The sequence below is a fragment of the Lachnoanaerobaculum saburreum DSM 3986 genome (genome assembly GCF_000185385.1).
Taxonomy (GTDB): Bacteria; Bacillota; Clostridia; order Lachnospirales; family Lachnospiraceae; genus Lachnoanaerobaculum; species Lachnoanaerobaculum saburreum.
Genome location: NZ_GL622296.1, coordinates 1,078,969 through 1,102,150, shown reverse-complemented (window position 1 = coordinate 1,102,150; position 23,182 = coordinate 1,078,969). Strand labels below are relative to the sequence as shown.

At 43.2% G+C, this 23,182-nt stretch carries 26 protein-coding genes and 1 pseudogene; 7 read left to right on the top strand and 20 right to left on the bottom strand.

Annotated elements, in window-relative coordinates; translation table 11 throughout:
* Positions 1-193 precede the first annotated feature (193 nt).
* Positions 194-415: a hypothetical protein gene (locus tag HMPREF0381_RS05165; protein WP_008750851.1), complete on the top strand. Its 222-nt coding sequence runs from the start codon at positions 194-196 to the stop codon at positions 413-415.
* Between the two features lie 39 nt (positions 416-454).
* Here the strand turns inward: HMPREF0381_RS05165 and HMPREF0381_RS05160 are convergent, their stop codons facing one another.
* On the bottom strand, positions 455-712 hold the full coding sequence (locus tag HMPREF0381_RS05160) for a helix-turn-helix domain-containing protein (protein ID WP_008750850.1): 258 nt from the start codon (positions 710-712) through the stop codon (positions 455-457).
* Between the two features lie 186 nt (positions 713-898).
* Here HMPREF0381_RS05160 and HMPREF0381_RS05155 point away from each other — a divergent pair, with 186 nt between their 5' ends.
* The 6 genes from HMPREF0381_RS05155 (at position 899) to HMPREF0381_RS05140 (ending at position 3,753) form a co-directional block, all read left to right on the top strand.
* Positions 899-1,342 carry a hypothetical protein gene (locus HMPREF0381_RS05155; RefSeq protein WP_008750849.1) on the top strand — a complete coding sequence of 148 codons (444 nt, stop codon included), beginning with the start codon at positions 899-901 and terminating at the stop codon, positions 1,340-1,342.
* Positions 1,343-1,357: 15 nt separating this feature from the next.
* Positions 1,358-1,555, top strand: coding sequence for a hypothetical protein (locus HMPREF0381_RS05150; RefSeq protein WP_008750848.1), 198 nt, complete (start codon positions 1,358-1,360; stop codon positions 1,553-1,555).
* 112 nt (positions 1,556-1,667) lie between these two features.
* The gene (locus HMPREF0381_RS14990; RefSeq protein ID WP_008750846.1) at positions 1,668-1,823 is read left to right on the top strand and encodes a hypothetical protein; all 156 of its coding nucleotides are present in this window, start codon (positions 1,668-1,670) and stop codon (positions 1,821-1,823) included.
* A gap of 129 nt (positions 1,824-1,952) precedes the next feature.
* Positions 1,953-2,129: a hypothetical protein gene (locus HMPREF0381_RS14985; protein WP_008750844.1), complete on the top strand. Its 177-nt coding sequence runs from the start codon at positions 1,953-1,955 to the stop codon at positions 2,127-2,129.
* Positions 2,126-2,317 (top strand): hypothetical protein, encoded by a 192-nt coding sequence (locus HMPREF0381_RS05145; protein WP_008750843.1) that lies wholly within the window; start codon positions 2,126-2,128, stop codon positions 2,315-2,317. Before HMPREF0381_RS14985 ends, HMPREF0381_RS05145 begins: the two co-directional genes overlap by 4 nt.
* 932 nt (positions 2,318-3,249) lie before the next feature.
* Positions 3,250-3,753 carry a hypothetical protein gene (locus HMPREF0381_RS05140; RefSeq protein WP_008750841.1) on the top strand — a complete coding sequence of 168 codons (504 nt, stop codon included), beginning with the start codon at positions 3,250-3,252 and terminating at the stop codon, positions 3,751-3,753.
* 100 nt (positions 3,754-3,853) lie between these two features.
* Here the strand turns inward: HMPREF0381_RS05140 and brxL are convergent.
* From brxL to HMPREF0381_RS05055, 19 genes and pseudogenes are all read right to left on the bottom strand, one after another.
* Positions 3,854-5,089 (bottom strand): annotated as a pseudogene (brxL, locus tag HMPREF0381_RS05135) (protease Lon-related BREX system protein BrxL); the annotation flags it as partial.
* A gap of 23 nt (positions 5,090-5,112) precedes the next feature.
* Complete coding sequence (gene pglZ, locus HMPREF0381_RS05130) at positions 5,113-7,635, bottom strand: BREX-1 system phosphatase PglZ type A (RefSeq protein ID WP_008750839.1); 2,523 nt, start codon at positions 7,633-7,635, stop codon at positions 5,113-5,115.
* A gap of 54 nt (positions 7,636-7,689) precedes the next feature.
* On the bottom strand, positions 7,690-7,911 hold the full coding sequence (locus HMPREF0381_RS05125) for a DUF3791 domain-containing protein (RefSeq protein WP_040461170.1): 222 nt from the start codon (positions 7,909-7,911) through the stop codon (positions 7,690-7,692).
* 3 nt (positions 7,912-7,914) lie between these two features.
* Entirely contained in the window at positions 7,915-8,154 is a 240-nt protein-coding gene (locus HMPREF0381_RS05120; protein WP_005539002.1) for a hypothetical protein, read from the bottom strand.
* Positions 8,151-8,633 (bottom strand): DUF3990 domain-containing protein, encoded by a 483-nt coding sequence (locus HMPREF0381_RS05115; RefSeq protein ID WP_008750837.1) that lies wholly within the window; start codon positions 8,631-8,633, stop codon positions 8,151-8,153. The genes HMPREF0381_RS05120 and HMPREF0381_RS05115 overlap by 4 nt, the downstream gene beginning before the upstream one ends.
* A gap of 21 nt (positions 8,634-8,654) precedes the next feature.
* Entirely contained in the window at positions 8,655-12,284 is a 3,630-nt protein-coding gene (pglX, locus tag HMPREF0381_RS05110; protein ID WP_008750836.1) for a BREX-1 system adenine-specific DNA-methyltransferase PglX, read from the bottom strand.
* A 20-nt stretch (positions 12,285-12,304) separates the two neighbouring features.
* Positions 12,305-15,958 (bottom strand): BREX system P-loop protein BrxC, encoded by a 3,654-nt coding sequence (brxC, locus tag HMPREF0381_RS05105; RefSeq protein WP_154647080.1) that lies wholly within the window; start codon positions 15,956-15,958, stop codon positions 12,305-12,307.
* Positions 15,959-15,976: 18 nt separating this feature from the next.
* The gene (locus HMPREF0381_RS05100) at positions 15,977-16,597 is read right to left on the bottom strand and encodes a DUF1788 domain-containing protein (protein WP_008750834.1); all 621 of its coding nucleotides are present in this window, start codon (positions 16,595-16,597) and stop codon (positions 15,977-15,979) included.
* Position 16,598: 1 nt separating this feature from the next.
* The gene (locus HMPREF0381_RS05095) at positions 16,599-17,207 is read right to left on the bottom strand and encodes a DUF1819 family protein (RefSeq protein ID WP_008750833.1); all 609 of its coding nucleotides are present in this window, start codon (positions 17,205-17,207) and stop codon (positions 16,599-16,601) included.
* Positions 17,188-17,415, bottom strand: coding sequence for a MerR family transcriptional regulator (locus tag HMPREF0381_RS05090; protein WP_008750832.1), 228 nt, complete (start codon positions 17,413-17,415; stop codon positions 17,188-17,190). Before HMPREF0381_RS05090 ends, HMPREF0381_RS05095 begins: the two co-directional genes overlap by 20 nt.
* A gap of 88 nt (positions 17,416-17,503) precedes the next feature.
* Positions 17,504-17,848, bottom strand: coding sequence for a hypothetical protein (locus tag HMPREF0381_RS16065; protein ID WP_330370237.1), 345 nt, complete (start codon positions 17,846-17,848; stop codon positions 17,504-17,506).
* Between the two features lie 34 nt (positions 17,849-17,882).
* Entirely contained in the window at positions 17,883-18,065 is a 183-nt protein-coding gene (locus tag HMPREF0381_RS14520) for a macro domain-containing protein (protein WP_162097712.1), read from the bottom strand.
* A 186-nt stretch (positions 18,066-18,251) separates the two neighbouring features.
* Positions 18,252-18,518, bottom strand: a complete 267-nt coding sequence (locus tag HMPREF0381_RS15680; protein WP_330370236.1) for a hypothetical protein — start codon at positions 18,516-18,518, stop codon at positions 18,252-18,254.
* A 138-nt stretch (positions 18,519-18,656) separates the two neighbouring features.
* The gene (locus HMPREF0381_RS15675) at positions 18,657-18,875 is read right to left on the bottom strand and encodes a hypothetical protein (protein WP_008750829.1); all 219 of its coding nucleotides are present in this window, start codon (positions 18,873-18,875) and stop codon (positions 18,657-18,659) included.
* Positions 18,859-19,818: a helix-turn-helix domain-containing protein gene (locus tag HMPREF0381_RS05070; protein ID WP_008750828.1), complete on the bottom strand. Its 960-nt coding sequence runs from the start codon at positions 19,816-19,818 to the stop codon at positions 18,859-18,861. The genes HMPREF0381_RS15675 and HMPREF0381_RS05070 overlap by 17 nt, the downstream gene beginning before the upstream one ends.
* Positions 19,819-20,123: 305 nt before the next feature.
* A complete protein-coding gene (locus tag HMPREF0381_RS14510) occupies positions 20,124-20,297 on the bottom strand; it encodes a transposase family protein (RefSeq protein WP_081457397.1) in 174 nt (57 codons plus the stop codon).
* 244 nt (positions 20,298-20,541) lie between these two features.
* A complete protein-coding gene (gene rpsI / locus HMPREF0381_RS05065) occupies positions 20,542-20,934 on the bottom strand; it encodes a 30S ribosomal protein S9 (protein WP_007590784.1) in 393 nt (130 codons plus the stop codon).
* A gap of 23 nt (positions 20,935-20,957) precedes the next feature.
* Positions 20,958-21,392: a 50S ribosomal protein L13 gene (gene rplM, locus HMPREF0381_RS05060; RefSeq protein ID WP_008750827.1), complete on the bottom strand. Its 435-nt coding sequence runs from the start codon at positions 21,390-21,392 to the stop codon at positions 20,958-20,960.
* Positions 21,393-21,522: 130 nt separating this feature from the next.
* On the bottom strand, positions 21,523-23,181 hold the full coding sequence (locus tag HMPREF0381_RS05055; RefSeq protein ID WP_008750826.1) for an ABC transporter ATP-binding protein: 1,659 nt from the start codon (positions 23,179-23,181) through the stop codon (positions 21,523-21,525).
* Position 23,182 lies beyond the last annotated feature (1 nt).

The following is a 23,182-nucleotide window of genomic DNA, read 5'->3' as shown; positions in this document are numbered from 1 at the left end:
TTTATATTATAAAAAATAAATAATAAAAAAGAGTATATAAATATATATATATAAGTGAGTTGCAAAAAATTAGAACTTTCGGAACTATCGCAAAAATGTGAATTATTGCCCTATAAAAAGCCGTGGAATTTGTAGAAGAGTAGAGCGGGCTATTTTTTCTTTGTAACGGCAGATAAGAGAAAGGAATTAAAAAATGAACATAGAAGATGTAAAAGATAGATTAAAATGTATTGATGACAATTTAAATATATTGTACGAGTTGATAAGTGATACACCGATACAACGCTATTTCTTAAATGATATTAAGGGCGAGGGCTTTAAGTCGGCAAAGGCCTATTACTTTATGCTTGAGGACTATATAAGCAGAGTAATAGAAAACATAGATATGCTTAAGGAGCAGATAGAACAGCAATAAAAAAGGGAGCGGCATTTTACCGCATCCCCCTGTAACCGCCTATAAAAGGTTATCGCGCTCTATTTTTTCATCTGCTGCATTTTCATCTACCGGCAAGAAGTCAACTAATAGTTTACAGCCTACAGCTGATAACAGTTTTTGCATATCATCAAAGCTAAAATTTTGCTTATTAAGAATTTTAGTTAATGCTTGCGGTGTGATGTTCAGTCTTTGAGCGACTTCCCTCTGGTTAGTTTGGTTTTCAAGAAGTAATTTTTTGAACTCTATTATAAGTTGTTCTCTTGATTGATATATCATTCTTTGTAACGCTCCAATCTTTAAAATAAGAACATTATAATACAAAAAAGGTTATTATTCAATATATAAAGGTTATATCTAAGAAGAAAATAGATATAAATAATATATTTTATAATACAAAAAGGTTGACAAATAACCTAAAAAGGGTTATAATACTCTTACATTAAAGAAAGGAGTATTAAAAAAATGAAAGGGCAGCAGATAACAAATATAAGGAAAGCGGTTTGTATAATGGCTAATGAATTAAAAAAGTTAGGTTATTCATTATCTGCTGCATTCAAAAAGGCATGGAGCAGGATTAAAAACAGTATGACCGTAAGAGCTACCGGCGTAAGCTTTGGGAATAGACAAGAGATTTTACAGTTCATAGCAAAGTTTAAGCGTGAGGACCTGTATATAACACTTGAGAGGGAGCAGGCTAATATTATTGATTGTAACGCTATAAAAATCATAGTCCATATTAAGCCGTTACAGAAAAAAGCTTTTATAGGCTATATCCCTAAGGGGCTAAGCAATGAATTAGCAAAGGTTATAGATAAAGGGTTAAGCGTTAAAGCCGATTTGTTAGGGGTTATCGGTGGTTATGCATATAAAGAGAATTATGGGGCATTATTAAACATAGCAATATAAGAAAGGTATTACATTATGACAAGAGAACAGGCCTATAAGAGGTGGCGAGCAATAACCACCGTAAAGAACAATATAGATAAGCTTGAGGATGATTATGTGTTTTTCATAGCCGATAAGGTTTTAGAACTGATGTTCGAACAAGAAAGCATTATCAAATATGCATTTGAACATAAAGATAAGATACTAAGGGAAATGAGAGGATCCGGAGCATGACAAGAGAACAGGCCTATGAGCTGATAATAGAGCGATTATATAAGCTTGAAACACATTGGTTATATTTTATAGTTGCTTTGATACTGGATAAGGAAAAAGAGGAGAAAAAAGGATGATAAACGCTAATGAGATAAAGGCCGACCAAATAAAGGAACTTATAGGGTTAAACCTTGAGCCGTTACAATATGATGATTACAGGTTTTTGAAATCACTCAATAACATAATCATTGAATATGTAAATGCTAAGTATAAGGAGGATTTAGAATAATATGAGTAAAAAAACATTAATCAAATTAATAGAAAATTGGATTCGACAGATGGACGTTAGAGGATTGAAGTTTATATATGCGTTCGCAATAAATTATTCAGGCAGAGAAACAAAGGAGAATTTAGAATAATGGATACAATGCAGAACATAAAAAGAGGTGGCAAGAATTTAAGTTTTAGAAATAGTACACACGAATATGGCTGTAAAGAAGAAGCGATATTATACGGAGTAAAGCAAAACGAAATACTTTTTCAACATTCAATGATGAGCAAGGGAAGAAACAGAAAGAAAAGAGGCAAGAAATGAATAGAACCGCAGAACTTGACACACTGGCATTAGATAACTGTTTTGTAGGCATAGAAGAAGAGTATAAAAAGGTTAACAGTTTATACAGCTATGGCTTCACTAGAGATTTTTTTGATGATAAAGTTTATAAAGAATATTGCAAAGGCTATTATGATATAGCAAAAGACCACTATAATATATTTAGGTGATGAGTTACAACGCTTAGGACAAGCCATAACAGGCCTTAAAGAATATTTAGCCAAAGCCAAAAAGGCGGATGCCTCTAACTGGTTTGATAACTGATTACCGGGTGGCCTGCATATAAAAACAATATACGCCTTCGACAAGCAAAGAGAAGTATTCCATTAAGTGGGGTACTTCTTTTTTTTTAGTACCATTTATGCAGCAGATCGGAACTTGCTCTAATTTGAGCAGGTTCAAGGAATGCGTAAACAATCCTTACGCATAAAGTGCGTAACACATCCTTACACCCTTATTTTATACCTGCCCTAATCATTCCTTAGGCCTGGCAGAGTTTAGCTCTATTTTGAGCCGATGTATAAAACAGCTGTAAACCGCCTTATTTTCCTTTGTAACGGCTTTTAATTCCTACCCTAAGAAATATACGTCAAAGCAATAAAAACGATAAATGGGCTATATACCGTTAAAATTAAAGGTATTATATACATCCGCCGCAGTCTGCCGCAATCTAAATCTAATACAGGTTGCGGAAATTTACGCAAGCCGTTCACTTAAATGTTTAAAAAGGTTGAAAATCTGAAAAAACTTGATATTCAAATCCTATTATTAAAAAAATTAGCAAAACTCAACTTTTTTTCTTGTAACGGTGTAAATACAAAACCTAATAAAACCTAAGTTTATTTTAATTAGCAGAGGACGAGCAGAGGAAATATCACAAATGAAGCAAGAACGAAGCAAGGAAACGAACAACGGGGATTTACTACAAACTACTACTTTTATACTTTTTTGTCGGAAAGTCTAAGGACGTTACAAAAAAAATAAGGGCGTGGCGACTTCCTACCGGCTTAAAAGCTTTCAAGGGGAAATCGTACGCCCTATAGGTATACTATAGCAGGAAATTATAATATAATCAAAGCATTATTATTTTAGGAGGTTACACATGCGGAAAAAATGGCCGACCTATGAGTATCCGGCTGTAAAGCTTAAAAGGCGTATACTGGGCGAGTATTTAGAAGTTAAAAAAGACTATGACAATTTAAAGGCTTCTTATGATGCAGAGAATGCAAATACTCTTTATGATCTGCATTCTATAAGGTCCGACACTGTAAAGGCCAATGACGGAGAGCATACGGACATATCGGACAAATTGGCAAAGTTAGAACAAGTTAAGGAACGGCAAAAGGTTCTTTTAGATTTATGTATGAGTCGCACGGAATGGCCACGCGAGAGAGTAGAAAATTATATACAAAACAATATCCCGTCTTTCATAGAGCTATCAAAGTATAGCCATTTTAAAATATGGCAGGACTGCCCAAAGGAGCAGTTACAAAAAGCCCTAAGATTAAAATACCTAGACGGTAAGGACGATATAGAGACTGCAAGGCTTATAAATATGAGCAGGTCTGACCTTGAAAGCCTGCTAAATAAGTATACTGAAGATTGATAATAAAATGATAACTAAATAATAAAAAATACAGCCTAAAAATAAAATATAAGTATATTAAAGGCTATTTAACAGTATAAAAAATATAAAAAAATAGGTGTATAAAATCTGCCAGATAATCCGTGATAAAGCCGTAATCATTGGTAAAATGCTCCGGACGGAACTTCGGAATCTCCCAGCCTGGAATGTAGCAATGCAGACGGTCAAGAAAGGCGGTGTCCGTTCCCATCTCCGGCGGGAACGGGTCAAACAGAGAGGAAGTCTTAAGCAACACATCCACGCTCTGATTGATGTTTCCTACAAAGACCATAGAAGCCGATGCTGCCTTTTCCTCTTTGCCGCGGGCAAAGGAGCCGGAAGCCATATAGTCTTTCATAATTTGAATGCCGTCTTTGTCCTTAAACTTGATTCCGGCAACCTCATCAAAGGCAACGCAGTCCCATAAGCCTACCAACCCTACGGTTTTGCGTCCCATATTGTAAAACAGATTTGCAACGGTCGTCTGACCCCCGGATACCAGGATACTGTTCGGGCTGATTTCTTTATAGATATGGGACTTGCCTGTGCTGCGCGGCCCCAACTCACAGAGATTGAAGTTGTTCTCCACCAACGGCAGCATACGCGCAAGCAGCAGCCATTTTTCCCGATTGTTCAACTGTTCCGGCTCATATCCGCAGGAACGCAACATAACATCCATCCACTCTTCCTGTGTGAATGCCTTGCGTCCCTCTCGAACTTCTTCAATGTCGATATGGGGCATCTGAATCGGAGTCAGCTTATGGATGCTGATGGGAGAGATATCCTTCTGCTTTTTCTGTTTAGAAGAAATCGGCTGTCCATCTATATCCGTGATTCCAAAGCTGCTGTCTCCCTCGGATTCATATTCCAGCTGCACGATGCACCAGATACCGCCGCAAAGCAGCCGGTCATATTTTTCCGGATAATCATCCGTAATCGGCACATTGGTGAGACCAAGGTTAGAGAACTCTGCAAAAAAGCAATCCTTTTTGATGTCCAGATGCACGGTCACCATATCAATAATGGTATGGCTCCCGTTCTTGCGCAGCTGGGAGAGAATTTTCTGAGCCTCATCCGGGCGGACAAAATTGTCTGCCAGAATGCGTTTCACATTCTGAACGCCCTGCTCAATGATTGTCTCATCGTCTGAACTACAATACTGACCCAGCAGGAACTCCAGCACATAGACCGGAACATTCGCTCCTTCTTTTATTTTCTTTGTCAGGTCTTTGCGGACGATCCGACCGTCAAAGTTGCTGCGCAGCTTCTGACGCAGTTCTTCACGGGTATCGTCTGCCGCCATATCCATCATTTCCATACGGAATTCCTGCCTCCTCTATATCAGAATCCGAATCCAAAGTCATCTGCAAAGGCAATGTCCATGATGACAGGCTGCCTCCACTGCTCCAGACCGCTTTCTTCGTCGTAAACCACAAGGTAATACTGCTTGTCCTTGTCGTATTTCTTATTCTTGAATGTGAACCGCATCCGGAAGATACGCTTCTGCGCATTTTCTTCCCGGCTATCCGCCACATAACTGTTTTCGTTCGAGATTTTCTCATTGTCCTCCGAGATAAAGAAAATGCGGTATTTTGCAGCTTTTACAGTATCGCTAACGGCGTCCGGCTGAATAAAGTCCATGGACGTGATCAGGTTCGTAATCTTATGGACAATGCTGACCAGAGCAATCTCTGCATTCTTTGTTTCCATGTGACCGCGCTCCATCTTAAACTCCAGCACCGGCACCAGCATTTCCTGCGGTGAGGAACCGCCATGCACATAGTTAGCACCGCCTCCGGCCACCTTAAAGACATTGCTGCTGACTGGATAGGACACCACCTTGCTGTCCTCGTTTCCCAGAACACGTCCCATGCTCATATGGTCGATGCCGTCATCTTCCAGTGCCGCCTTGGACACAATAAATCTGCGATTGACAAATGCTTTTTCTGCGCTTTTCCCGGAAATTTTGTCACTTTCTGTCAGTTTATCACGATTGTAAATAAAGCCATGATCGGCAGTGACGATAAAATGATAGGTGTTGCCGCTGACGGAGACTCGATGGATCAAATCCATGATTTCCTGAACGGCTTCCTCGCACGCATTAAACACCTCGTCCTCGGTGTTTGCCTTGTCTCCGCGCGCGTCAATCTGATTATGATATACATAGATAATCTGACGTCTTGTCAGCACATCTCGCAGCTCTGCCACTTTCAGGTTTTTGATATCATCAAACTGCACACAGACACTATCCGGGTTATAGTTTTGCAGCACCTGCTGCCGACCTGCCAGGTTATCGCAAAGAATACCATCTGCCAGCACCTGAAAATCATCCGTCATCTCCAGTGTCTTATGCGGTAAAACTGCTGCCATGCCGAGCCTTGTATAAGACGGCAGGACACTCAGCTGTACAGAAAGTTTTGCCGTGCATTTCGGGTCATCCTGCATTCGGGCAAACAATTCCTGTCCAACTTCGTAACGCATGGCATCCGAAATGATGACCACTGTGCGTTCTTTTGTATATCGCAGGTTTGTATTGTAAAACTCCCGCTGCAACGGAATTGCAGAAAATGCGCCGTCTGTCTGGATTCCGGCATTCCAAGCAGGGAGCAGACATGCCAGATATTCGTTCGTGTAGATATTTTCCACCAGTTCCCGAAGCGACTCAAAACTTTCCGTACTCTCCAGCTGGTCATAATAATAGTAGAATTTCCGATACTGCTGATCCATATTGTAATCCGCAGCAAGATATCGGTCGATAATTGGCTTTAAGCCATCTGCGGCATGGTAATCCGCTTCCTTCACCATGCTGTACGCACTGGAAAGCAACTGATATGTCTTCCCGGTCTTTCTTCCAAAGTGCATTTTAGCCCGTTTTTCACAGAGTTCCGGAATGGTAAATCCGTTTACGATTGCACCGATATCTTCCGAAACAAGTCTGCCAATGAGCCACTTTACCAGAACCTGATCCACAGCAAGGAAAGTATCGCACTCCATCAAATCGTCCACTCGCATTCCTGCAAATGCCGAAAAAACATTCAGCCCTTTGGCAACGTGTGCCGACAGAGCGTCGTATTTGTCCCTGTACAGAACGCTGTTCATCAGGCTATCAAGGAATGCGATAATATTGCCTGACTTGTAGGAGACAAAGCTCTTCCATGCTGCCGGAAGCTCTGCCTGCACATATCGCCCAGTATAAGTAACGAACAATGTTACCAAAAGCCGTTCCAAACTCGGTTTTGTATCGGTGTATCCGAAATGCTGCTCACAGAGCTGCCAGAATGCAGACAGCAGGTCGTATTTTTCAAACTCCTGCAAGAAAGCATTGTCCACCAGCTCGCCATCCGTCAACACGATGCGCACGACTTCCTCAAAAGAGCAGGTACGCGCCTTGCAGACTGCACTTAGCAGACCGACAAGGATATTTTCTTCATTGAAGTTTTCGATTTCCAAATCATAGAACCGCTGAGTGCGCTCTTTGTTGGCGAAAAACTTGATGTGCTTCTCAATAACCGGCTTGTACTTTTCCTCGATACCCAGGTCAACAGACAGCAAGGAGGCTCGGTCGGCAAAGAACCGTCTGGAATAAGCACAAGTGTCTTCCAGATGGTTGTCCCTTACATCCGGCTTCAGAAACGGTGCATAGATCAGATAATTCGTGGTCTTATCCACACGCTCCAGAAAATACTTTGTATAGAACTGGTTATCCGGCTGGAGATGGTAGATCTTCGCATTCTGAAGCTCCACTGTCTCCATATCCTCGGCAAATTCTGCCTTGTCATCGTACCAGAAAACCAGTTTCCGGGTCTCCCCGGTAAATTCCGCATTCAGGCGGTCTATAATTTGTTTCAGGTTCAATTCTGCCATATCAATTTCCTTTACTTGATAGATTCCGCCCTTTGGAGAATATCATACAGGCAGTTACGCCTTGATCCGTTTGTTGCCTGTGATGCTACTAATATAATCGTCAATATCCTGCACGATGCAATGATCCCCCATTGTGTGCAGTGATTCAAAATACTTTATGATATACCCATAGATGCCATACTCTTCAAAGGTCTTTGCCACATCCGCACCGGAAAGCCCTTTGAAATGACGGTACCGCTCCATGCAATAAATCAAAAAATTGGATTCTTTGCTCATCTCTCACGCCTCCTCCGGGTAATCATAGGAGCCTGTTAGAAGTTCATCTTGATACATGGTATACAGCGTCATCGGGCTGTAGTGCCACAATTTTGATTTTTCATCCGAAAGTTCCTGATAGAGCTTGGACTGATAAAAGCGGGAAATCGCTTTTTCATCATCCACATTGCTGTTTTTTGTAATCTGTTCGATGATGGGCGGCACAATGATTGCAAGCATTGCGCTGAACTGATCTTCGTTCATACAAGCTCCCTCCCTTCAAAATACAAGTATTGCAGAGACTTCTCAGTTGCAAACACCAGCTGGTTGAACAATTTCCGAATCCTGAGTGCCGCCAGTGTTTGTTCCTTATCCAACACTCCGGTCGTATACAGGGTAATGGTGCGGTACACATCATCATTTGCCACAGCACCATAAATCAGGTCATGCTGCTTTCCCTGATAGGTTCCCTGACGGTTCTCAGCTACAAAATCCAGCCATGCTTCATCTGGGCTGTCAAAGCGCAACAAACTGCACTCCTTGAAAGCCACAGCTTCCTCTACGGAATAAATATTCAGCGTAGCAGCTCCTGTTTTGCGGCGGTCAGTGACCTTTTGAGCAAAGTTCACTGCCTGATCGCGGTTGGTGGTGGTATAAAATCCAAAACCGAAGTCCAGATAGCGATTTTGCCGGATAAATTTCGGTTGTTTTACGATAACATTGCTTCCATGGTACAAAATCATTGCAAACGCCTCCTGTTCCTCTTATTTCTTCTCTTTCACCATAATATTCTTGCTGTCTGCCAGAACCTCATAGAACTTGCCGTCCTGCGCAGTCTGGAGCTTGCGGTAGTTGACCTTTACGCCGTCATCGAGGTCAAGCTCGATGCGAGAAAGTGCCAGATGGCTGATCTTCTCATCGTATTCCCGACATTCCTTCAGCTGCTTGGCGAGTTTATCCTTACGCTTCCCGGCTGCTGCCACCTCACGGGCATTCTCGCTGTGATCCATCATATCCTGCATCCGGTTGATCTCGGATTCATATACGCGCTGCATCTTGTGCAGGTAGTCGATACGCAGGTTGCCGATGGTATCCGGCGTATAGCGGTGCAGGTAAACCAGTGCCTTAAAGCCGTTCTGCTTGCCGCTGTCAAACAGCCAGTAGATCGGACGCTTGCCGGAACCGGTAACAGAATAGGTCTGGCAGTGATCCTTGAAGAAATCGTTCAGGAAGTAATTACGGATGATCTCTCGGCTGGTGCTGCCCTTATTGGCGAGGGCTTTTGCGATATAATCGAGGTTTGCTTCCAGTGTATCGGCGCCGTAAACCGCTTTCAGCCATGCACACAGGCGCGATACGATATCATCGTCCAGATATTCTTCATCGGTGATAGGGATAACATTGTCGGCATCTGGGATAAAGCTCTGATATTTGCTGCTATCCCACTCGCCGCCTGCATAGGCCAGTCCTTCCACATCCAGCGAGTAACGGCCAAACATACAGCCCACCGAGAAGCTTAGCAGGCTCTTGATGTCCCGCTGCAAGTCAGCCTTGCGCACGGTCACATCTTTCTCTTCCACTTCCGGGTTCAGCTCGTCTTGCAAGCCGTAAATGTCAATAAAAATGCGATTCAGCTCTTCTTCGTTGGCTTTCAACTTTTCAAAACGCTCCTTGCACTGTCCCTGCCACAATAAATAGCAAATTTCCAGCGGGCAGCTCACTTCTGGCTTGTAGCCATAAAAGTAATCCATAGCAGCGGCCGTAGCCGTAGCATCCCATAAACCTTTGCTCATGTTCACAAGGGGGTGTACCTTAAAGTCCCAGCTTGTTTCAAAAGAATCCCAATCTTGGCGACAAATTCTTTCATTCTCATTTCCGAGGTTTTGATTTGTTGATGTGTTCCAGTTTTCTTTGTATGGTAATTTCAAAACATCAGCCACAGTGAGACTCGCCGTGGGATTTAATACCCCCAGAATATACTCAACAGGCTTTGAGTTCAAATACGCTAAATATCCTGTTAACTCCGCTCCTTGAATATGAAAAATCGTTGGAGCAGATGAACTCCAAAAATAGTTCGATGGCTTTCTTCGGAACGACGGCTTAGACGTAGTTATCGTCGCCCATGTAATACCTTCTTTTTCCCAAAACTCTTTATTTCCAACGCCACCATTATCTTTATAATATCTTTGGCTTTCTTCTGTCCAGTTAATAAGCCTCACTTCATTGCCCACATATTTCCTTCCATCTCCTCCTTTACAATAGGGATGCCAATGTGTTGATTTACATATCGGCTCCCACCAAAGCCTTAAATAAAGTTCATCATTACAGGATTTGAATCTTCCAGCAGATAAGAACTTCCCCTCTAACTTTTCTTCTGCCATCAATTTAAAAACAGCTTGTGCAACCCAATAGGCTAGTGGACTACCCGGAATCTTCGCAAAATCATCCTGATTTGCGGTATAGCGGTTTTGCCCTGCAAGGAACATCTCCTCTTTTCCATGCTGGGAGGTCGGCTCAATCAGGCGGCAATAGGTGCCCTTATATCCCTCCACATGGTTTGCACAGCGCACAAACGCGGTGGTCTGCACCACCTCACCGCCGATTTCTTCAAAGGCTCTTGCGCCCAGATGCGCCATATTGACGGTCTCGCTCAGCATCATCTTTTCACGCAGCTTCTCAAAGCTGGAAAGGAACATCCAGCTATGCTGGGTAATCATTGCCTGAAAACCATTGACTAAGGTCATCTGGTGGCAACGCTCAATAAACACAGCGAACAAATCAGCTTTGCTGTCCGGATAATTTTTCTTTACAAAATTGTTGACCTTTGCGCTCAGGTTACTGGTTCCGGCATACGGCGGATTCGTACAAGTCACCCAATACTTCCGCGCCATCGTCTCGCCAATATCAATAAGCCGATTCAGCTGTTCGGCGGTTTCTTCCACGCCTACGCTGTCCATGCTGATCTGCCCTGCGGTATCTTCTGCTGCCACAAATTGGCGCAGCAATTCCCAGTTATAGTTCTCCACATTCAGGATTGAGCCGTATTCCTTGGCATCCGTCAGGGTGTCCAGCAGGCCTTCCATCTGCATCTTAGCGGCGTTCTTCTCGATATCGTCCATCCCTGCACCGAAATATTTCAGGTGCAAACGGTTGATGCTGTTGCTCTCCTGAATGGCATAGACATGACAGGTGTTCTCGCCGTTTAAGATACGGCGGTTGTACTGTCTGGCTTTCATCATCACAGCAAAGTACGCCAGCTGATAGGCGCGGTCATCAATGTCCAAACCGTAAATATTATGTTCCAGAATGCTCTTTGCAGCATCACGCTGGCTGTAACTGGCACTCTCGTAAATCTGCATCAGCACATCAAAGGCGTATACGAGGATATGGCCAGAACCCATGCAGGGGTCGATGAGCTTTATATCCTCCGGGTTCAGGGCGGAATATTCTTTACAAATTTCCGAAAGTTTCACCTGCACTTCCGGCTCCTGCTGTGCCTCTTCCAGATAGTATTTCCAGTTTTCTTTCAGGCCGCAGTCCGGGTGTCCTTCCACCCACAGACGGCCCAGGTTGTTCTCCACCATGTAGCGGACGATCCAGTCTGGGGTGAACAGCTGGGTTACAGCAGGGATTTCCTCTTTGGTGATCTTGCCGTTCTTGGCAAATGCAGCGGCCTTCGGCTCGGTATTGTAATACTGGTACAGCCAGCCGATGATCTCTACCTGACCACCGCGCTCGATGTTGAAGTCATCCTCCGGGATATCGTGGATCAGGTGATAGACTACACCATCTTGGTCAATGACGGACAGGCTGAGCAACAGCTCGGTGTAGTTCTTCGTCTTTTCAAACAGAGCAGGCAGAATTTCGTTCAGTGCGTTGCACTGTTTCAGGAACAGGATGCGGAACACCTCATCCAGCTTGTTGTCCTGTTTCCACTTAAAAATCTGAGCCTCTTCCTCCGCAGTGAAGGGCAGCTCTGCGTCAAACGGTGTTGTAACCAAATCCGGCTCCAGCTTACCACTCTCGGAAGATAGCACTCGGATATGGGAAGGCAGATAGTCGTTGACCTCCATGAAACGGATCGCGATCAAGCGGTTAAACCATGTATAGGCAACCTCCTTGATCACATACTGATATGCGGTTTTGTAGTCGGTATCCTTTTCCTTCTGCTGAATAACCTCTATCAGCTTGTCACGCTTACGCACGGCCTCGCCGGAAATCGAATACGGTTTTGCAGTGCCGATATCGAAGAACTGGGTGTCGCCGAAGCTCTGCGGCAGCGGCTTTGCAATGCCGTCCTCCATAATACCGATCAGTCGGGCATCATAGCTAACATCTGCAATCAACTTATTCCGCGCCCAGATCGCAAAATTTTTTATGGCTGTCTTGTTCATGGAGCCAATCCTCCTGTCATTTATAGTTCAATGTTGACGATTGTATCTTCGTCCATCTCTTTCAGCAGGTTTTCACGCAATGCAGCAAGGTATTTATCAACATCATCCTTGCTCTCCAGTCGCCACGATGCAGTCTTGGCAACCGTTTTGATGGAAACATTCTTCGTGGTGCGCACCTTATATACCGGCTGCGGTTCCGCGACCTTTTCTGCCGGTTTCACGGTCTCGCCGCGTTTTTTCGCCTCTTCTTCCTGGCGCCTCTGCTCTGCTTCGGCCTTTGCCGCTGCTTCTTTTGCAAGGCGGTTATCTTCTGCCGTCATCTCATTGAGCAGTCGCAGTTTCAAGGCCTCCGCCTTATCTGCAAAACTACGCAGCGTAGAGACATTGTTGCAGTTCTCTGCACCGTCCATAATCTCCTTAAACAGCTCCAGATAGCGGTTGAACTTTGTATCCTTATAAGGCTTGGTGTTCAGCACTTCAAAGACACGGTTCCGATCCTGACCTATGGAATCCTTGACCGGCTCTGCCTGCTCTTCCAGAATACGCATATAGCAGTTCATAAACTTTTCGCGCAGTTCCGGTAGCTTCGGAATTTCCTTGTAGGGCTTCGCCATCCGGACGATGGTGCGCATTTTGGCCACCACATCTTCCAGTTCCGCATCCACGATGTAGGTCTTACTGTCTTCGTAGATATTCAGCATATCCAACGCACGGGTGAAGATGGGCAGCTGTTCACTGTCAAAAAAATTGAGGATAGGCTCATAGTCCTCGCCAAAATCCATCAGATCGTCCTGCTCGTCAAATACGGTCTTAAAGAATTCCAGCGGTGCCTGAATCTGCACCAGGGCGAAAATCCGCTTCTTGCCCTTTTCCAGAAGTTCTTTTCCGGGATAGGCATAATTCTCATATTTCGGTTCCAGCCGCTCGATCTCGGTGATCCGATTCTCACAATAGTGCTGGAAGTTCTTCATGATGGTATCTTCGTCATCGGCAGGCGGCGTCATCTTGAACAGCTCTTTCATCACGGTGCGAACGGCCTTTTTCTGGTTTTCCGGCACACGGACGCGCACTTCCGTCAGCAGTTTATCCACAAACTGCTTCTTTGTGATGTATCCGATGATTTCTTCTTCGGAACGGTTGTTCAGATTGACGCTCTCACCGCTGACCGCAAAGGACAGATCTCCACGCTTAAAGAGCCGTGCCACCAACCAATGGATGTCATCTTCCACAAAGCCATAGGGTGCTTTCATAAAGCGATCCTTGATGGTTTTCATAGAAGTTTTCATGTGCATCCGGGAATTGCTTGCCACAAATTGCAGCACATCATCCAATGCGTGGACATTGGATTCTCCGGTATCTCCCAGTGCCAGCGACAGCTGGTTGCTGGTCTTGAACATCTTCCGGATGTCTGCTTCGCCCATCGCTGCGTCAATGTAGGACAGCTTGTGGTAAACCGTCTGCACCAGTCGGCCGATAGCCTCGTTGATACGGCTGGTCACTTCCTTACCGGAAGTGTGCAGCACATCGCCATTGACATAGATGGTAGCCTCTTTCAGAGCTTCCGTCAGGTAAAGCTTGGCGTTACCGTTGCGTTCCCGCATCTCCACGCGCTTTGCTTCCTTAATGGTCTCATACTTGGCAAGCTGCACAGAAGTATTCTTGCGCAGGAACCGCTCAATTTTCAAGTATGCCCGCATTTCCGTCAGGAACGCATCATCATTCGGCAGAACCACAAGGACTTCCTTGCCCTGGCCGGAGAGCAGGCACAGCGTACCATCATCGGTGCCGCCCTCATACCACGGGGTCAACACACGGAGGCCGATATCGTAATTCTGGTTTGCCTTATAGGGGCGGTCATCCACTGTCTGATTGAAGGAGAACGCATATCGTCCACCAAAGCTGGGGTAATGATACTTCTTGCTGGAGAAAATGTCCTCATAGATCATCTCCGCAATCTTCGTGATGACCTCCGGCATCTCCACATTTTCTTTTTCGATTTCGTTGTTGATTTCCTGTTCCTCATCGGTCAGGAATACATAGATGGAGCCATTCTTCTGGATCAGCATCTGGCGCATCAGCACTTTCAGTGCATCTTCCACCTGTGCTTTCAAAGAGATGCGATCATCGTCAATGCTGGTAATCATCAGGCTGACGATGTTGTCCACGCTGGCTTCGATCTCCAGAACATATTTAATCAGGAAAAGGGTCTTCAACACATTGATCGCAAAGACATCTTTTTCCTTCTTTTCCGGGTTGATGTAGCTGTTGTCATAAGCACGAATGATCACGCTGCTGTGGCTGTGGTCGAGGAAGTTCTCCAAAGCATCATAGAACCGATAGAACGGCACGATTGCCCCCATCTCATCGTCCATCAGCTGCATGGCAGACTCTTTGAACAGCGCCAGCATGGAACGCTCACCCTCGGACAGGTGCTTACCGGATGCACCGTGGGTACGAATGCTGGTCAGCACGCTGGCAAGCAAATTAAACTGGTAGGGAACAAACGGGTAAACCTCTGCAAAATCTTCCGCATTGGCGTACAGTTTTTTCTCCACACCGTCGTTGAAGACAATCAGATTTTTGATGATGGTTGCTTTCTGGTCATAGAGCAGACGCAGGCTCTGTGCTGCGGTCTCAGTCTTATCCAGAATACGCTTTTTGATAACAGCGTCCACATTGGCAGAGGACAAAGAAAGACGGGTATCGAAACGTCCCTGAATCTTGGAGAAGTCGTTACCCTTCACTTTGGTAATGGAGTCGATATCCTGCTGGCTCGTTACGATTACCCAAGCCTTACCCATGCATTCCTTGCCCAGTTCTTCCGTCACTGTCTGAAGGTTCAGCATCAGCTTGGAATCATCACCAATGTACTGACCGATCTCATCCACAAGGAAAACAACATGGTGGTTGTTACCTTTTTTATCAATATAGGATTTCACACGCTTGGCAAAATCCTCAATGCTGATCTGGTAGCCCTCAGTTGCTTTCTCACACCAGTTACGGGCAGCTGATTCGCTCATGAAATCCATGTCAGAAAGAACATCGACAACGGAATCCTGAATGAAATCGAAGTCCTGACGAGAGCTTTCCCACGGATCGCCATGCTCTTCTTCAAACTTTTCCTTAAACTCTTCAAAACGACCTTCCTCGGAAAGCCTGCGCTCCAGGTCGGCAAGGTGCGGCATGGAACCGCAGAAGCCCTGCATCTCATTGAATACCTTCAGGAACACGTTCACAATGGCATCTTTGTTTTCCTTGCCATTGGAATCGCTTTTGGAATCAATGTTGAAAAGAATTATGTCCGATGGGGTGTTTGCTGCCAACTGCATATCTGCCAGCACCATCTGATTGGTAATCTTCTGATCCTCAATGAAGTAGTCAATGGCATGTTTGTCTCCGACCTGTTTATTCTGAAGCAGATAGGACAGAATTTTCAGGAAATGAGATTTACCACTTCCAAAGAAGCCGGAAATCCAGACGCCCATTTTCGGTGTGGTTCCCTGAATACCTTTTTTATATGCTGCAAAGAAATCTGCAAAATGACGCTGAAGCTCACGGGTCACAACATACTCTTCCAGCTCCTGCGCCACATTCGTTTCTTCACCCTGACCGACAATGATAACACCCTGTATTTCACGGTCAATTTTCTTTCGGAACATGTCCTTGATCTGCATAACAGTTTCCTCCATCCATTACTTTACCAGTCGGAATGCCCGGTAATAGTTATCGTCTTTAATCTCATTGAACAGAATCAGCTCCTGTTCATTATAGGTTCCCGGAAAGAACATCACGATCGGGCAGCGCACAAATGCCTGGTGCAAGTTGTTAAGCACCTTGTGGGAGCGCAAAATCGGATAGCACTTGCCGATACCGGTTAGGAACACGACTGCATTCTCCGGCGTATGTTCTTTGATATATTGCACGATCAGGCTGTCATCGTCATTTACCTTCATGGAGTTGGTCACTGCCTTGACGATACGCTCGATTCCTCGCTTTTTTTCAAAGTCATAGCACTTTTCCATGAAGTTCTTCTTTTCCAAAAAGTCAATGATGATATCATACAGGTCAAAGACCACAAGCTCAAAATCATCATCGCCCCGGTCGTTCTTATTTTTCAGATACTCTACGCGCTCCCTAACTTCCAGTTCCTTTTCCGGTGGATAATCAAACACCCAATAGTTGACCTCATTTGCGCGGCCTGTTCCTTTTCGGAAAGACGGCTTATGGATTGCAAGCTCCATCTCATCCAGTCTTTGGCTTAGATGGCCCAGGCCACCTTCTCTTTCTCCTGCGGAGAAATTCACCTTGTCCATTTCATCTTACCCCCGTCAGTGTTTTTACCATGATGCCAAGATCATTGTCATAAAGCCAATGTTCAAATGCAATATCAAGAATTGGCTTCAGTATTTTTCTTGTGCTGTTTGCCCGGTTGCTTTCTAAAAGTCCTGCTTCATAAAGCTGTGTTTTATAGCAGGAACCGAGACGGCGCAGCGTATAGTCTTGAAGAGAAGCCACTTTCTCACTCTGTTCCTGCTTATTTTTGAAAAATATCCGGATATCTGCATCCGTCAGCTCATCGGAACCAAGAATCATTTTTTCCCGCACTACTTCATACACAAAATCAAAGAACAGCGTGTCATGCAAAAGAGCCGCAGTCAGCACAAATAATTTTTGTGTAGCAAGATCACTGCTCAAAAAGATTGGGTAAAAGCTTTCATCTAACGTCTTGATACGGGCTGTTACAGTAGAATAAATCTGCTGCGCTCGCAGTTTTGTCGGTGCGCCATAAATATTTGTCTCTTCATTCAACTTTTTAATGTCTACAAAGCTCTCACCCTCACTCAAAAGCTGCACGGTTTTCCGAAATTCCATGAACCAGAACGAAAATTTCACTGCTCCGGCACTATACGATTTTCTTTCCATCTTCGTCCTCTCCATTCCCGGATTTTGTTTTAATGTATCTGCCGCTTTTGATTCTGGCATCCTTCGGCTTTTCGGCGTTAATAGGAATGACCCACTGATGGCCTAAACGCTCGACACCATCAATTCGCCCTTCCGTGCATAATGTCTGTACTCTCCTTGTGCAGATGCCCCATTTTTCAGAAGCCTGCTTAATCGTCATGAAATCCATACGGAACCTCTTTTTCGATGTCTAAAGTCACTCGCAGCAAGTTAAAATTTCTCATTTATATTCTACTCCAAGAAACGAACAAAATCAATCAAAAGTTATGCCAAATATTGAGCGATTTTCTTGACACAAAAGCCCTGCTTGTTGTGGAAACTTCCCAATCTCCATAGAACGCTGCCTGCTGCATCGGGCTGTGCATCCGTTCCGGATGCTTTAACATAAGTTCCTGCCAAAGAAAAAATCGGAGTGAATCATTCCCCGGATTCTCAAAAAAACATTTACTTGTGCTTGCGGTCTCTACCGCGTCAATATTGTCACCAAGAAACAAAAACTCCCAACCATATTTTGCTTTCTGCCGCTCAATCATCTGCTTCACTTTTTCGCTGTTGTACCGGCGGCCGGCATTTTCCATTACGTCCGTAGTGATTACGAACATTATATGTTCCGGTACATCCTCCGGTCTTACATACTTATGAACATTTCCAATGTGATGAATCGCACCGCCGATAGCAGGATTCCGGAAGTTCCGGTCCGGCGGCACAGTGAATGCAGCCGTCCACACCGCCGCCGCCCAAAAGAGAAGTGTTGGCAGCATTGAGGATTGCATCAACGCTCATTTTTGTAATATCGTTTCTGATAATCTGCAACGGCATGAAGCATACCCCCATTCGTCAGATCAATGCCCTTGTCTGTTTAAATATCTATTAAAGTGTCTCATACATTGCTTTCAATTCTTCCAGAATCTTCTCCTTTGTTCTGCCAACCAATCCCAACTGTTTAATATCCACGTTTTCATTTTTCATACGCTGGACAAACTCTTGAATATCGGCATAAACTCCTTAGGGAGCCACTATCTTGGCGGTGGTATCAATCAACTCCGTCAGACGGAAAACATCATTCTTATGTTTCTTGATATTTTTGCTATCAACATGTTCTCCTGCGAACTTACGATCTGTCAAATCCATCCACGCTTTTGCCTTAAATGGAATCAAATATGCCGCATCCAAGACAGTCACTCCACCAACAGTGACTGTCCCTTGCTTCAAAAATTCGTAGTAATCATCGTCCAAAAGAATAGCAGACAGACTTGAAATATCTTCGTCCATCGGTAACGGTGTTAGCACTGCATCTTTCAGAAGTTGAATGGAATCCAGCTTTCGCGTGAAAAGTTCAATCATCGCAGGATACTGATTCGAGATTGGATAACTAAAACGATAAAACTGCGACACACCCGAACTTTTATTTCAATGTTCATATCCAGCCTGGTTTACATATTCCCAGAATTTCTTTACGAAATTCGCGTCAACTGCTTCTATAATCAGAACAAGGTCAATGTCCTTTGTTGCTCGGAAGTCCAGTCCTTCTTCCGTCATCAGAATGTCACACTCCGTTCCTCCAATGATGGCATATTGTTCTTCACTGCCCTTGAACCATTCCTTAAAGCTGTCAATTCCTGTAACCATCTATTTTCCTCCACAGTCCATTCAGCATTTCTTCCACTGCATCCTCCACTCGTTCATCTGCATCTTCTCTCAATGCCAATGCCAACGAAAGCTCGTCTACAGTATTTCGCATAGACAATTTTCGGGGATTGTATCTCCACATATCTACGGCCACTTGCACCTGCGAATTCTGCAAGCTATTGGTCATAACATCTTTCCATTGAGAAATTCTTTCTGCCGCGTAACATCTGACATTCGGTGCGTTCAACATGGAATACTCCGCCAATGCCGAATATCCGCTTTCCGGCAAGTCCGTTCTCACGAATTCTTTCGGAATATAAACCGTTCGTTTTATTGGGTTCAGTAACTTATCTCCTGCTTTTTGGAACAGTATTTTCGGAGAATCCTCAGATCGCATAATCCTCTGCACACCTACTTTCTTAATATGCAGCAATCCCATTTCTTCAAGTTGTCTCGATGCCCTTGATATAGAAGTAGGGGTCAGTTCCAAGTCCTTCGCAGCTTGACTTGCAGATAGTTCCTGTGCGCCTCCATAAATGAAATGCAGTAGAAGCATCTGCACCGATGGAAGTATTTCTTCCCGTGGCATTTTTTCCGCGCTGCACCGTTCCTGCAAATACACTGCCATAAAGGGCAAATAAATTTGCCTTCCATCTACAATAAATGGAATCTTTTCACGAATCAAATATTCTTTCTGGCGATGGCTAAGTTCTTTTAACACCAGCACAACAGGCAAATTATTATTTTTCTGTATCCGGGCAATATGCTTTTTCAGTACTTCAATCTGCTCCAGTTCCGTCTTAGGATAAAGAAAAATCATCTTCTGTTCATTCATAGACACCATCTGTAAGCGATACCTTGTGGCTATAAAATTGGGTAAGTGCTTAAAGTCCACATCCTCACAGGCCACCTTGACTCCAAGAACTTTATTGAGATATTCCATGTCATCACCTTTAATCTTAACTTTTTTTCTGTATTATAACTCTTTTTAAGTTAAGATATAATATTTGAGTTAAGATCAACAGGACAAACGCCTGAAATGTTATACTCCCCCTTTGGCAAAAATATCATTTTTTAATATGCTTATACACCATTTCCTGATAATATTTAATTTTCTGCTGCTCTTTTATCTATTGTTTTATTTGCATCTTCTTCAAATGTTACATCTAAATGCCAATGCATACTCTCCCCTTTTTCTACGTATAGTTTCTACTACTGCCGTTTACGTTCCCATGGCATCAATTGTTACTACTCTTGCCATTTCTTATAAATCTGTTGTAATATCTCCGGTTGTAGCATGCCAAAAACACGACATAATGTGTCGTGGGACGGAATACCATTCTCAAGTTTTATGTATCTTTTTAAATATTCTTCATTCTCAAATTTGTCTCGCCGGATTTTGGCGAAAAAATAGAGCCTCAACCCATTCTCGTTTTCAAAGAATGAACCAAGGCTCTATGTAAATCAGTCAAGTATTTGTTTGTACGTCGATGGCAAAATCGGACTTCATTTGCCCCTATTGTCCACAAGTAATTTGACCACTATAAACCCATAAATTTCCGTTCAAATTCCATCAAAACCGAACAGTCCGGACAGAATTTCGGCTATAGAAAAAGCCCAGAAAATAGCGTATTTCCGAGCTTTTTTAGCACTTTTAATTTGTAGATTATCGCTTGCTGAACTGTGGTGCTCTTCTTGCTGACTTAAGACCGTATTTCTTACGCTCTTTCATTCTCGGATCTCTTGTAAGGAATCCTGCTTTCTTTAAAGTCGGTCTATACTCCTCATCTGCATGAAGAAGCGCTCTTGATATACCATGTCTGATAGCGCCTGCCTGACCTGTGAACCCTCCGCCGCAAACATTTACAAGTACATCAAACTTATTTACATTGTCTGTAGCCACTAAAGGCTGACGAACAACAACCTTCAATGTCTCAAGACCGAAATACTCATCAATATCTCTTTTATTTATTGTTATCTTGCCTGTTCCCGGTACAAGATATACCCTGGCGATAGAACTTTTTCTTCTACCTGTTCCGTAAAACTTATCGTTAGTCATACCATTCTCCTTCTTAAAGATTATTAGCCTTTAATTTCCATTACTACCGGTTTCTGTGCCTGATGTCCATGACTTTCGCCTGCATAGACATGAAGTTTTCTGTACATATCTCTACCAAGTGGTCCTTTTGGAAGCATACCTTTGACGGCAAGCTCTACAACTCTCTCAGGCTTCTTTGCAAGAAGTTCACGAAGTGTTGTCTCTCTCATACCACCGACATACTCTGAATGGTTGTAATAAATCTTCTGATCTAACTTTTTACCTGTAACCTTTACCTGTGCCGCATTGATTACAATAACATAATCTCCACAATCAGCATGTGGTGTAAACTCAGGTTTATTCTTTCCTCTTAATACACTTGCAACTTCTGAAGCAAGTCGTCCCAATGTAGCTCCCTTTGCATCGACAACATACCATTTTCTGTCGATCTTATCCGGATTAGCCATAAAAGTTTTCATTGACTGACCTCCATTAATCTTTTAACTTCGCTTTATATGGATAAATGCTCTCCGGGGCATTGGAATAAGCATCAATCTCTAATGTCACAATTAATGATTATATTTAACTTACCTTTATTTGTCAATACCCTTATTTAACCAATTTCAGCCTTATTTGACCTGTTGCGACTCTCATTCCGGACTTACGATCAAAGAGTAATATATCATCTCCTGTAAAGTTTATATTCATATCTTCACCGATCCTGTAAGCGGTATTTCCGAATATTACACTTGTAAGCAAATAATCTCCAAGCCTCAGTTTTAAAGTACTCTCCATACCTGTAGGCATTGCACCGTAAATTGTAGTATGCAGACCTTCTTCACCTGTTATGCCTATGGCTTCAGGCCTTATAGCAAGTACAAAATCTTCATCTGTCACAACCTGCTCACTTTTTATACTGCTGTCCTCTTCTACAATTTTTGCAATATGATATTTAAATACCTCATCTTTGTTGGACTTCTCTACATAATGTTTGTCCTTCATAAGCTCTGCTTTTTGTTCTTTCTTTTTTTCCAGATCATAGTCTCTGCCTTGATGCCAATCTGAAATCTTAATATCCTCATTTGGAATAAAGTCTACATTTATGTTGTCAAATATCTTTAAACCAATACTTCCGTCAGCATTCTGATTTCCCTTAGCTTCTACAAAATTTATGGAAGGATTTCCGACAAAGTCCGCCACAAAGAGATTGTCAGGTCTTCTATAAATTTCAAGTGGTGGAGCGTACTGCTGTAATACACCGTTTTGTACCAGACATATCTTCGTTGCAAGTGTCATTGCCTCCATCTGGTCATGTGTAACATAAACGAAAGTACTACCTGTTTCCACATGAAGTCTTTGCAATTCATAACGCATCTCAAGCCTCAGCTTTGCATCCAAGTTTGAAAGCGGTTCATCCATAAACAATACCTGAGGTCTTGGTGCCAAAGTTCTTGCTATTGCCACCCTTTGCTGTTGACCTCCTGAAAGCTCCGCAGGATACCTGTCCATAAACATACCAATCTTTACTATTCCGGCTACATGTCTAAGTCTTGAATCCATTTCCTCATCTGTAAGCTTACGAACTTCCGTCACAACATTTCCGGCCTTTACAACCTCAAAATCTTTATTTAACTCTTCTCCCTTTGCCTTGTGATTATCTATAATCGCTGCAAGTTTTTTCTCATATTCATCTCTATGCTTTTTTGCAGCCTCATCAGGATTGTCACTTTCATGAATTTTTAACTCAAATACTGTTTTTGCACTGAATATTGATAACTCAAATGCATCTATAAGCTTCACATACGCTCTGTTACTATCAAGCTTACCGTTTTTATCATAACAATCCGTCACCTCGGTCTTTATTCTCTTACCGTTTTGCAATGCTCTTATAATATCTGAACATCTTTTTGCTTCCACGTCTACTACAGGAAGTTCTTCTTTGATGTTTTTCAAACCGAACATTATATTTTGATACACTGTCATATTTGGCCAAAGTGCATAGTTTTGGAACAAGAAGCCTACCTTTCTCTTATTCGGCGGTACATTAATTCCTTTATCACTGTCAAAAACAACATTATCACCTATAGTTATTCTTCCCTCTGTAGGAGTTTCAAGTCCTGCAATCATACGAAGAATAGTTGTCTTACCGCAACCGGACGGTCCAAGTAATGTTATAAATGAGTTATCAGGTATTTCAAGGCTTAAATTGTCAACACCAAAATAGTTTTTCCATCTTTTTGTAATATTTGTTAATGTAATTGCCGGCATA

Excerpts from the sequence above, each read along its gene's own strand:
- brxC (WP_154647080.1), bottom strand. The coding sequence starts at position 15,958 with ATGCAGATCAAGGACATGTTCCGAAAGAAAATTGACCGTGAAATACAG.
- HMPREF0381_RS14985 (WP_008750844.1), top strand. The coding sequence starts at position 1,953 with ATGGATACAATGCAGAACATAAAAAGAGGTGGCAAGAATTTAAGTTTT.
- pglX (WP_008750836.1), bottom strand. The coding sequence starts at position 12,284 with ATGAACAAGACAGCCATAAAAAATTTTGCGATCTGGGCGCGGAATAAG.
- HMPREF0381_RS05115 (WP_008750837.1), bottom strand. The coding sequence starts at position 8,633 with ATGATTTTGTACCATGGAAGCAATGTTATCGTAAAACAACCGAAATTT.
- HMPREF0381_RS05140 (WP_008750841.1), top strand. The coding sequence starts at position 3,250 with ATGCGGAAAAAATGGCCGACCTATGAGTATCCGGCTGTAAAGCTTAAA.
- HMPREF0381_RS15680 (WP_330370236.1), bottom strand. The coding sequence starts at position 18,518 with ATGGACGAAGATATTTCAAGTCTGTCTGCTATTCTTTTGGACGATGAT.
- HMPREF0381_RS05095 (WP_008750833.1), bottom strand. The coding sequence starts at position 17,207 with ATGGAAAGAAAATCGTATAGTGCCGGAGCAGTGAAATTTTCGTTCTGG.
- rpsI (WP_007590784.1), bottom strand. The coding sequence starts at position 20,934 with ATGACTAACGATAAGTTTTACGGAACAGGTAGAAGAAAAAGTTCTATC.
- HMPREF0381_RS05145 (WP_008750843.1), top strand. The coding sequence starts at position 2,126 with ATGAATAGAACCGCAGAACTTGACACACTGGCATTAGATAACTGTTTT.
- HMPREF0381_RS05120 (WP_005539002.1), bottom strand. The coding sequence starts at position 8,154 with ATGAACGAAGATCAGTTCAGCGCAATGCTTGCAATCATTGTGCCGCCC.
- HMPREF0381_RS15675 (WP_008750829.1), bottom strand. The coding sequence starts at position 18,875 with ATGGTTACAGGAATTGACAGCTTTAAGGAATGGTTCAAGGGCAGTGAA.
- HMPREF0381_RS05100 (WP_008750834.1), bottom strand. The coding sequence starts at position 16,597 with ATGGACAAGGTGAATTTCTCCGCAGGAGAAAGAGAAGGTGGCCTGGGC.
- HMPREF0381_RS14520 (WP_162097712.1), bottom strand. The coding sequence starts at position 18,065 with ATGCCGTTGCAGATTATCAGAAACGATATTACAAAAATGAGCGTTGAT.
- pglZ (WP_008750839.1), bottom strand. The coding sequence starts at position 7,635 with ATGGCAGAATTGAACCTGAAACAAATTATAGACCGCCTGAATGCGGAA.
- HMPREF0381_RS05160 (WP_008750850.1), bottom strand. The coding sequence starts at position 712 with ATGATATATCAATCAAGAGAACAACTTATAATAGAGTTCAAAAAATTA.
- HMPREF0381_RS05055 (WP_008750826.1), bottom strand. The coding sequence starts at position 23,181 with ATGCCGGCAATTACATTAACAAATATTACAAAAAGATGGAAAAACTAT.
- HMPREF0381_RS05155 (WP_008750849.1), top strand. The coding sequence starts at position 899 with ATGAAAGGGCAGCAGATAACAAATATAAGGAAAGCGGTTTGTATAATG.
- HMPREF0381_RS05125 (WP_040461170.1), bottom strand. The coding sequence starts at position 7,911 with ATGAGCAAAGAATCCAATTTTTTGATTTATTGCATGGAGCGGTACCGT.
- HMPREF0381_RS16065 (WP_330370237.1), bottom strand. The coding sequence starts at position 17,848 with ATGTTCGTAATCACTACGGACGTAATGGAAAATGCCGGCCGCCGGTAC.
- rplM (WP_008750827.1), bottom strand. The coding sequence starts at position 21,392 with ATGAAAACTTTTATGGCTAATCCGGATAAGATCGACAGAAAATGGTAT.
- HMPREF0381_RS05165 (WP_008750851.1), top strand. The coding sequence starts at position 194 with ATGAACATAGAAGATGTAAAAGATAGATTAAAATGTATTGATGACAAT.
- HMPREF0381_RS14990 (WP_008750846.1), top strand. The coding sequence starts at position 1,668 with ATGATAAACGCTAATGAGATAAAGGCCGACCAAATAAAGGAACTTATA.
- HMPREF0381_RS05150 (WP_008750848.1), top strand. The coding sequence starts at position 1,358 with ATGACAAGAGAACAGGCCTATAAGAGGTGGCGAGCAATAACCACCGTA.
- HMPREF0381_RS05090 (WP_008750832.1), bottom strand. The coding sequence starts at position 17,415 with ATGGATTTCATGACGATTAAGCAGGCTTCTGAAAAATGGGGCATCTGC.
- HMPREF0381_RS05070 (WP_008750828.1), bottom strand. The coding sequence starts at position 19,818 with ATGGAATATCTCAATAAAGTTCTTGGAGTCAAGGTGGCCTGTGAGGAT.